Origin of the sequence: Nonomuraea corallina (genome assembly GCF_027620315.1) — a bacterium.
Taxonomy (GTDB): domain Bacteria; phylum Actinomycetota; class Actinomycetes; order Streptosporangiales; family Streptosporangiaceae; genus Nonomuraea; species Nonomuraea corallina.
This window is the reverse complement of record NZ_JAPNNL010000242.1, coordinates 1-9,019: the sequence shown is the minus strand read 5'-3', so window position 1 is coordinate 9,019 and position 9,019 is coordinate 1. Positions and strand designations below refer to the sequence as shown.

Below are 9,019 nucleotides of genomic sequence, written 5' to 3'. Positions count from 1 at the left end.
GCCTCCGGACATCCCGGAGGCGCGGCCCTTCCTTCACCGCGGCGCGTCCGGCCTTGACGGTGCCGGGGCGGGGAGGCAGACTGCGGAATGCGTTTTCCCGGTGTGTGCCCCCCACCCCCGTGAAGGTCACATGTCTCGACCCAGCTACCGGTCCGCGATCGTCGGCACCGGTGGGATCGCCGCCGTCCACGCACAGGCCGTCGCCGCGTCCGGCGGCCGGGCCCGCCTCGTCGCCGCCGTGGACGTCGACCTCGACCGCGCCACCGCCTTCGCCGCCGCCTGGCAGGCGCCCCGCGTCTTCGCCTCCCTGACCGAGCTGCTGCGCGAGGAACCGGTCGACCTCGTCCACCTGTGCACCCCGCCCCTGACGCACGCCCCGCTCGCCCTCGAATGCCTCGAAGCGGGCGTCACGGTGCTCGTCGAGAAGCCGCCGACGCTCTCCCTGGCCGAGCTCGACACCCTCGCCGAGGCCGAGAGCCGCTCGGCCGCCCATCTGGCCACCGTCTTCCAGCACCGGTTCGGCCCCGGCGCCGACCGGCTGCGCCGCATGCTGGCCGCGGGCGACCTGGGCCGCCCGCTGGTGGCGACCTGCCTCACCCAGTGGTACCGCGACGACGCCTACTTCGCGGTCCCCTGGCGCGGCACCTGGGCCTCGGAGGGCGGCGGCCCCACCATGGGCCACGGCATCCACCAGTTCGACCTGCTGTTCTCGGTGCTCGGCCGGTGGCGCGAGGTCACCGGCCTGGCCGCCCGCCAGGCGCGCGGCACCGAGACCGAGGACGTGTCGATGGCCATGGTCACGTTCGACAGCGGCGCCGTCGCCTCCGTGGTCAACTCGGTGCTGTCGCCGCGCGAGACGTCCGTGCTCCGCTTCGACTTCGAACGCGCCACCGTCGAGCTGGAACACCTGTACGGCTACACCGACGCCGACTGGACCGTCACCCCGGCGCCCGGCTGCGAGGACGTGCTCAAGCGGTGGTCCGCCGAACCCCGCACCACCGGGTCCAGCGGTCACCCCGGCCAGCTCGCCGCGGTGCTCGACGCGCTCGACCGGGGCGAGGCCCCGCCCGTCACCACGGCGGACGCCCGGCTCACGATGGAGTTCGTGGCCGCCCTGTACGCCTCCGCCTTCACCGGCGAGCGGGTCACGCGGGGCCGGATCACCGCCGGCAGCCCCTTCGCCCGCCGCATGGACGGCACCGGCGCGCCCTGGAAAGGAACCGGCAGGTGACCACCCTCCAAGCCGTCCACACGCTCGGCCACTCCGTCGCCGTCATGGCCGGGGGCGTCGAGCTGTTCCGCTACGTCTACGTCCCCGGCACGCCCGTCATGGAGTCGCCCAAGCCCTACCTGCACCCGGTGCGCACCCTGGGCGGCGACCTGGTCTCGCTCTACCGGCCGCACGACCACGTCTGGCACAAGGGCATCGCCTGGTCGCTGCCGCACGTCGGCGAACACAACTTCTGGGGCGGTCCCACGTACGAGCGCGAGCGCGGCTACGTGCAGCTGGAGAACAACGGCAGCGCGGCGCACCGCGAGATGACCGAGCTCGTCGCGGACGGCGGGAGCGTCAGGCTCGCGCACCGGCTCGACTGGAGCTCCCAGGCGGGACGCCCCGTCATCGAGGAACGGCGCTCGCTCACGGCCGCCCTGCTGGACGAGACGGCCTGGGCGCTGGTGTTCGCCACCGCCATGACGAACGTGTCCGGCGGCCCGCTCGACTTCGGCTCCCCGACCACCAAAGGGCGCGAGAACGCCGGCTACGGCGGGCTGTTCTGGCGCGGCCCGCGCTCGTTCACCGGCGGGATCGTCCAGTCGCCCGCCGGGGCGGGCGGCGACGAACTGCGCGGGACGCGGTCCGAGTGGCTCGGCTTCCGCGGCCGGCACGACGGGACCGGCGGCTGGTCCACCATCGTCATGGTGGACGACGCGGCCAACCCCCGGCACCCGCCGCAGTGGTTCGCCCGCAGCGAGATGTTCGCCTGCCTGTGCCCCGCGCCCTTCTTCAGCGAGGAGCTGCGGGTCGAGGACGGCGGGACGCTCCGGTTCCGGTACGCGGTCGTGATCGCCGACGGGGACCGCGGCGAGGACGGCAGCGCGCTGCTGGCCGAGCGCGGCCGCGCCACCCTGGCGACCACACCCCGCGACCTGCCGGGCGACCTGCCGGGCGACCTGCCGGGTGGCGTGCCGGGTGGCGGGCTCGGAGCGGCCGGGGAGGGCACGGCATGACCGCGTTCCCCGGCGGCACCTCCGTCTCGCGGCTGTCGGTCTACACCGGCGCGTGCGCCGACGGCCTCGAAGGCGGAACCCCGCACCTGCACACCGCCTCCACCGAGGCGTACGTCGTCACCGGCGGGCACGGCGCGCTGCACACGCTCGACCTGAACGGCCCGCGCGAGACCGAGCTGACCCCCGGCACCACCGTGTGGTTCACGCCGGGAACCATCCACCGGGCCGTGAACCGGGGCGGCCTGGAGGTGGTCGTCGTCATGCAGAACGCCGGGCTGCCCGAGGCGGGCGACGCCGTGATGACGTTCCCGCCGGAGGTGGTGTCCGACCCGGCCGCCTACCAGGAGGCGGCGACCCTGCCCGAGGGCGAGGAGGAGGCCGCCGTGGCGCGGCGGCGCGACCTCGCCGTCGAGGGCTACCTCCGGCTCGCCGCGAGCGTCCGGGCCGGCGACCCCGGGCCGCTGCTGCGCTTCTACGACAGCGCCGTCGCCCTGGTCAGGCCCAAGGTCGACGGCTGGCGGCGCATCTGGGAGAGCACGGTCGCCGCCGAGACCCGCGGCACCGACGAGACGCTCGCCGCGCTCGCCCGCGGCGACGGCGGCCACCTGCGGCGCGCCGCGCTCCTGGAGGCCCCCGCGCAGGAGCGCTGGGGCATGTGCGGTCACCTGCGCGCCCACGACGTCACCCGCCCCGTCATCCCGCCGCCCGCGCACCCCTGAGGCTTCCGCGTCCCCTGAGGTCCGCGTCACCTCTCGGGCTGCTGCGTCACGTTGAGGTTTCGCGCGCTCGCCGGGCTTCCGTCGCGTCCCTCAGGTGTCCCGCGATATGTGCTCTTGACCAGGTTCCTCCCGCGTGTCAGCGTCCTAGACGTGCTCCCCTTCACCGATCCTCTGAGCGGTGTGCCGGCATTCGCGTGGGATTCCATGGCCGCCGGAAAGTTCTACTCCTCCCGCCGCTGGCTCGCTTTCTGCGCCGACATGGCCGACATGCCCACCGGGTCGATCACCGCCGACCTGCCCGGCGGCGGCCTGGCCGCGCTTCCGGTGTCCGTGACCGGTGGCACCACCCATCCGTTCTACGACTGCCCGGCGTTGCTGCGGGCCCGCGGCCTGCCCGCGCCGCCCCCGTTCGGGCTGCTGGCCGGGCCGCGCTTCGGCTACCAGGCGGACCTGCTCGTCACGCCGGGCGCGGACCGGGCGCAGGCGGCGGCCCGGTTGCGGGCGGCGGTGGAGGAGGCGGGGCTGCCGACGCTCGCCCCGTACCTGAGCACGCGGGACGTCATGGACCTGCGCGCCGGAGGGGTGACGGCGCCGCCGGTGCTGCTCACGGCGGACGCCTGGCTGCGCGTGCCCGCGGGCGGCTGGGAGGAGTACCTGAGCACGCTCAGCGGCCGCCGGGCGGAGAACATCAGGAAGGAGCGCGCCGCGTTCGCCGCGGCGGGTTACGACGTCGTCGAGGCGCCGCTCGGGGAGTGGGCCGAGCACGCGGCGCGGCTGCTGGCCGTCACCGAGGCCAAGCACGGCCACCACGCCGACCCCTCCGTCTACCTGCGGATGCTCACCCTCCAGGCCAAGCACCTGGGGGAGTCGGCGCGGGTCATCCTGTGCGGGCCGCCGGGGGAGCCGCCGGTCGGGCACGTGCTCTACTACATCCACGACGGCACGCTCCGCCTGCGTTCCGCCGGGTTCGACTACGCCCGGCTGCGCGGCGCCGCCGAGTACTTCAACGTCGTCGTCTACCTGCTCTTCGAGCGGGCCGTCGAGGCCGGGGCACGCTGGTTCCACGCCGGGATCGCCTCCACCGAGGCCAAGGCGCTGCGCGGCTTCGAGCTGAGGCCGCTGTGGCTGCTGGACCTGACGGCGGGCGGACCGCTCGACGGGCTGGACGCCGACGTGCGCGCCGCCAACGCCCGCACCTTCGCCTCGATCTCCACCACGCCTTTCCTCACCCGATCCTGGAGACTGGGTGAGGACGACGAGCGGTGGCTCGCGACGGCGTGACGGGGCAGGAAGGCGGACATGCGCAAATATGTGATCATGGGGGTGCAGGGCAGCGGGAAGGGCACCCAGGCCGCGCTGCTCTGCGACGACCTCGACCTGGTCCACATCAGCGTCGGCGCCGTCTTCCGCTGGCACGTCAAGAACCACACCAAGCTCGGCGCGCAGGTCCGCCGCCTCGTCGCGGCCGGCGAGCTGGTCGGCGACGACCTGGTGGAGGACGTCGTGCGCGAGCGGCTCCAGCAGCACGACTGGAACTTCGGCTTCGTCATCGACGGGTTCCCGCGCAACCGGCCGCAGGCCGAGTTCTTCCTGGAGAGCTACGACATCGACGGCGTCATCCTGCTCGACCTGCCGGACGAGGAGGTGCGCCGCCGGGTGCTGGCCCGCCGCCTGTGCTCGCTGTGCGGCATGGACTACAACCTCATCGCGCACCGCCCCGAGATCGAGGGCCGGTGCGACGTGTGCGGCGGCGAGCTGGTCACCCGCGCCGACGACACGCCGGAGGCGCTGGCCAGGCGGCTGCGCGACTACCACGGCAAGACCGACCCGGTGATCGACCTGTTCCGCCGCAAGGAGTACGTGTTGGTGGTCGACGCGCGCGACGACCAGGCGACGGTCCAGCAGGCGATCCGCGAACGGCTCGGCCTGCCCGCCTACCGCGCCGGATCACCGGCCCGCCTGAACGCCTGACGGGCCGCCCGGGGGCCGAAAGTCCCCCGGGCGCGGGACCTTGGTCTCTGCGCCGGCCGCCGCCCGGGGAGCACCATGGTGGTGCGGCCCGCGACCGGCTCGACGGGCCGCCCGTGTTCGTCCCTCCTGGCCCTGGTGGGGTGCCAGGAGGGCGGCACGCCTCACCCTGCCGCGCCCGGCCCGCGCTCGTGCCCGCGAACGCCGGGGCTGCGGCGGCGGGCCTTCATCTCGGCCTCGTACACGTGGGTGCGCCCGCCCACCAGCTGGTCACGGGCCTCCGCTTCCAGCCGCTGGAACGTCGCGTAGTAGCCCGCGTCGTACTCCTCGACGACCTGGAACGTCCACCGGCCCTCCAGCACGTTCAGCCCGATCAGCTCCCGTTCGATCCGCCCGGCCAGCTCCTCGTGCCCCGCGCCGCGCAGCAGCTCCGCCACCCGGTCGAGGGCCGCGTCGGCGCCGCCGGTGAGCTGGTGGAAGGCGTAGAGGTGGCCGCGCGCCCGGTGGATCCTCTCCAGGGCCTCGCTGAACAGGCCGAGGGCCTCCACGACCTCGTCGCCGACGCCCGGCGGCCGCCGGTGCGCCTCGTCGAGGTCCCTGCCGACGTGTTGATCTCCCATGTCCCCGTCGTTACCCCGTCAGAGCCGCGCGAGCACGTGCGGCCAGTTGGTGAGGATGCCGTCCACCCGGTACGAGCCGAGCCGCCGCATCACGCCCGGGTCGTCGGTCGTCCAGGTGAACACCTGCATGCCGAGTGCCTGGACCGCCCGTACGTAGTCGCGGGTGAGGTCCCGGTACGGCGGGTTGATCTGTCCGGCGAACGCGGCGAGCCCGCGCAGCTCGCCGGGCGAGGGGGTGCCGAGCAGCCCGACCGGCACGTCCGGCATCAGCCGGTGGAAGGCGCGCATGGCGTCCCAGTCGAAGGACTGCACCACCAGCGGGCCGTCCCACGAGCGGCGCAGCTCCACCGCGGCGCGCCGCTCGATGCCGGGGTGGAGGCGGGGCGTCTTGATCTCCACCAGCAGCCCGAGCCGGGTACGGCTCATGGCCCGCAGCGCCTCCCGGAGCGTCGGCACCCGCGTGCCCCGGAACGCGGACCCGAACCACGAGCCGGCGTCCAGCTCCCGGATCTCGTCCAGGGTGAAGTCGGCCACCCGCCACGGCGCCCGGCCGGGGTGGACGGACTCCACGTCGGTGGTACGGGCGAGCGTGGTGTCGTGCATGAGGATCAGCGCGTGGTCCCTGGTCTCCCGCACGTCGAACTCGACCATGTCGGCCCCCTGCCGGGCGGCCAGGAGCAGCGCCTCGATCGTGTTCTCCGGGGCGTGGGCGGAGGCCCCGCGATGGGCGACGTTGACGATGCCCGGAGGTGGCCCGGCGGTGGCGGGGACCGCGGTGGCGGGGACCGCGGGGACGGTGACCGCCAGGGCCGTGACGAGGGTCATGAGGATGGTGCGTGCGCTTCGGAACATGGGTTCCCTCGTAGCGGTGAGCGGCCGGGGAACCGAATGTGACGGACCATGACGGCCGACTGCTGACCCAGGCGTGACCCTGCGATGACCTCGGTCTGTCAGGTCCGCGTCACGAGCGGCAGCACCACGTACCTGGTCGTGGCCCAGACCGCGTACAGCAGCGGCGCGAGCGCCAGCAGCAGCCCGGGCACGGGCTTGAGCAGCACCGCCGCGACCGCCAGCGCGAGCACCGCGAGCGTCGGCGCGGTCAGGTACCAGCGGCGGGTGACCAGATACAGGCAGGGCCGCACGAGGTCGCGCACCCGGCGCGGCGACTCCGCCACCACGACCAGCACCGCGACCGTCACGGCGACGGCCAGCGCCGCCCCGGTGGCGAAGAACGGCACCAGCGCCGGACCCCAGGGCGTGCCCGTGACCACGGCGGCGTCCACCGCGAGCACGCTCACCGCCGCCGCGCCCGCCAGCCACGCCGCCGCCGCCCGGGTCCCGGCCCGCCGGTAGCCCGACCAGAAGGCGGAGAACACCGCCGTCGAGCCCTCGCCCAGCAGGGCGAAGCAGCGGAACGCGCCCGCCAGCGCCGGGGCGCACACCGTGGACAGCGCCGCGAAGAACGGCCACGACGCCGCAGGGTCGCGCACCACCGCCAGCGCCGCGAGCAGCGGCGCGCACGAGAGCGCCAGCAGCACGTTCGTCATCAGCCCGACGTAGACGGCGCCGAAGACCTTCTCGTACGTCTCCTGCCGTGCGGGGCGCAGCAGGCCGCGCACCGCGCTCACCCCTTCAGCCCGCTCGTCGCGATGCCCTGGATGAAGTAGCGCTGCCCGAACAGGAAGACGACCACCACCGGCAGCACCGACAGCACCGCCCCCGTCATGATCATGGCGTAGTCGGCCTGGTACTGGCCGACGAACGAGCGCAGGCCGAGCTGCACGGTCCACAGGTCGTTGCTCGTCAGGTAGATGAACGGCCCCATGTAGTCGTTCCAGGTGTTGACGAACGTGAGCAGCGCCAGGCTCGCCAGCGCCGGCTTCGACAGCGGCAGGATGATCCGCCGGTAGATGCCGTACTCGCTGAGCCCGTCGATCCGCGCGGCCTCGCACAGGTCGTCCGGGATCGACAGGTAGTACTGCCGCATGAGGAACACGCCGAAGGCGCCGAACGCCTGCAGCAGGATGATCGACAGGTGGGTGTCGATCAGCTCGGCCCGCTGCATCAGGATGTACTGCGGCACCATGTACGCCTGCCAGGGCACCGCGATCGTGGCGATGTAGGCCAGGAACAGCCCGTCGCGGCCGGGGAAGCGCACCTTGGCGAAGCCGTAGGCGGCGAAGCTGCCGGTGAGTACCTGGAGGAACGTGATGACGATCGCGAGGAAGGCCGAGTTGCCCAGATAGGTCGCCAGCGGGATCTGCTCCCAGATCTCCACGTAGTTCGACCAGCGGAACTCCCGGGGGATCCACTCGATCGGGGTCGTGAAGACCTCGTTGTCCCGCTTCAGCGACGAGGAGATCATCCACCCGAGCGGCAGCAGCACCAGCAGCGTCACCGCGAGCAGCGACACGTACGCCAGCGTCCTGCGGACCGGCCCCCGCCCGCGCGGCGGCCGGCCGGCGGGGCCCGCGCCGGGCGTGGTGGCGGCCGGGGGAGCGGTGCGCACGGTGGTCATCAGGAGCTCCTCCGTTCGTTGATGCGGAACTGGACGACGGTCACCGTGAACACGATGAGGAACAGCACCAGCGCGATCGCCGACGAGTAGCCGAACTGGCCCTCCCTGATGCCCTCGCGGTAGACGAGCTGGGCCAGCACCAGCGTGCTGCGCCCCGGCCCGCCGTCGGTCATGACGACGATCAGGTCGAGCACCTTGAAGCTCTGGATGGTCAGCATGACCAGGACGAAGAACGTGGTGGGCCGGAGCGACGGGAGCGTGATGTTCCAGAACCGCTGCCAGGCGCCGGCCCCGTCGACCCTGGCCGCCTCGTAGTACTCGCGGGGGATCGTCTGCAGTCCGGCCAGGTAGAGCACCATGTAGTAGCCCATGTCGCGCCAGACGCTGGTGAGGATGACCGCGGGCATCGCCCAGTCGGTGCTGGCGACCCAGCGCGGCGGGTCCTGGACGCCGATCCACTCCAGGAACAGGTTGACCGGCCCGGCGGTGGGATTGAACAGCATGTTCCACACCAGGGCCACCGCGACCAGCGAGGTGACGTACGGGAAGAACGCGGCGGTACGGAAGAGTTCGACGCCGCGCAGCTTCCGGTCCAGCGCCAGCGCCAGCCCGAGCGCGGCGACGAGCGTCAGCGGGATGTGGCCGCCCGCGTAGTAGAGGGTGTTGCGGAGCGCGACGTGGAAGTTCTCGTCGTTCCACAGCCGCTGGAAGTTCTCCAGCCCCACCCAGGAAGGGCTGCCGTAGGAGTCCCAGTCCATGAAGGCCAGCGCGAACGCGGCGAGCACCGGCACGAGCGTGAACAGGGCGAAGCCCAGGAAGTTGGGGAGGATGAAGCTCCACCCGATGAGAATGTCGCGCCAGGGCGGGCGCCGGCGGGGCGTCTGTGGCGTGCCCTGCGCCGGCTGCGTCATGACGTGGGCCATAGTCCCTTGTGACTCCTTCGCGAACAGGGGAGCGGCGGGGGG

10 protein-coding genes are annotated in these 9,019 nt (G+C 73.1%); 5 read left to right on the top strand and 5 right to left on the bottom strand.

The window, feature by feature from the left end:
- Positions 1–130: 130 nt before the first annotated feature.
- The 5 genes from OUY22_RS34240 (at position 131) to OUY22_RS34220 (ending at position 4,919) form a co-directional block, all read left to right on the top strand.
- Entirely contained in the window at positions 131–1,231 is a 1,101-nt protein-coding gene (locus OUY22_RS34240; protein WP_270159443.1) for a Gfo/Idh/MocA family protein, read from the top strand.
- Positions 1,228–2,229 (top strand): DUF6807 domain-containing protein, encoded by a 1,002-nt coding sequence (locus OUY22_RS34235; protein WP_270159442.1) that lies wholly within the window; start codon positions 1,228–1,230, stop codon positions 2,227–2,229. Before OUY22_RS34240 ends, OUY22_RS34235 begins: the two co-directional genes overlap by 4 nt.
- Complete coding sequence (locus OUY22_RS34230) at positions 2,226–2,948, top strand: cupin domain-containing protein (protein WP_270159441.1); 723 nt, start codon at positions 2,226–2,228, stop codon at positions 2,946–2,948. The genes OUY22_RS34235 and OUY22_RS34230 overlap by 4 nt, the downstream gene beginning before the upstream one ends.
- A gap of 204 nt (positions 2,949–3,152) precedes the next feature.
- Entirely contained in the window at positions 3,153–4,229 is a 1,077-nt protein-coding gene (locus tag OUY22_RS34225) for a peptidogalycan biosysnthesis protein (protein WP_270159440.1), read from the top strand.
- Between the two features lie 18 nt (positions 4,230–4,247).
- Positions 4,248–4,919 carry an adenylate kinase family protein gene (locus tag OUY22_RS34220; protein WP_270159439.1) on the top strand — a complete coding sequence of 224 codons (672 nt, stop codon included), beginning with the start codon at positions 4,248–4,250 and terminating at the stop codon, positions 4,917–4,919.
- Positions 4,920–5,080: 161 nt separating this feature from the next.
- Here OUY22_RS34220 and OUY22_RS34215 read toward each other — a convergent pair whose 3' ends face one another.
- From OUY22_RS34215 to OUY22_RS34195, 5 genes are all read right to left on the bottom strand, one after another.
- The gene (locus OUY22_RS34215) at positions 5,081–5,536 is read right to left on the bottom strand and encodes a hypothetical protein (protein ID WP_270159438.1); all 456 of its coding nucleotides are present in this window, start codon (positions 5,534–5,536) and stop codon (positions 5,081–5,083) included.
- 18 nt (positions 5,537–5,554) lie between these two features.
- Positions 5,555–6,388, bottom strand: a complete 834-nt coding sequence (locus OUY22_RS34210) for a glycerophosphodiester phosphodiesterase (RefSeq protein ID WP_270159437.1) — start codon at positions 6,386–6,388, stop codon at positions 5,555–5,557.
- 98 nt (positions 6,389–6,486) lie between these two features.
- Complete coding sequence (locus tag OUY22_RS34205; RefSeq protein ID WP_270159436.1) at positions 6,487–7,164, bottom strand: hypothetical protein; 678 nt, start codon at positions 7,162–7,164, stop codon at positions 6,487–6,489.
- Positions 7,161–8,054 carry a carbohydrate ABC transporter permease gene (locus OUY22_RS34200; RefSeq protein ID WP_270159434.1) on the bottom strand — a complete coding sequence of 298 codons (894 nt, stop codon included), beginning with the start codon at positions 8,052–8,054 and terminating at the stop codon, positions 7,161–7,163. The genes OUY22_RS34205 and OUY22_RS34200 overlap by 4 nt, the downstream gene beginning before the upstream one ends.
- A complete protein-coding gene (locus tag OUY22_RS34195) occupies positions 8,054–8,965 on the bottom strand; it encodes a carbohydrate ABC transporter permease (RefSeq protein ID WP_270159433.1) in 912 nt (303 codons plus the stop codon). The genes OUY22_RS34200 and OUY22_RS34195 overlap by 1 nt, the downstream gene beginning before the upstream one ends.
- Positions 8,966–9,019: the final 54 nt, after the last annotated feature.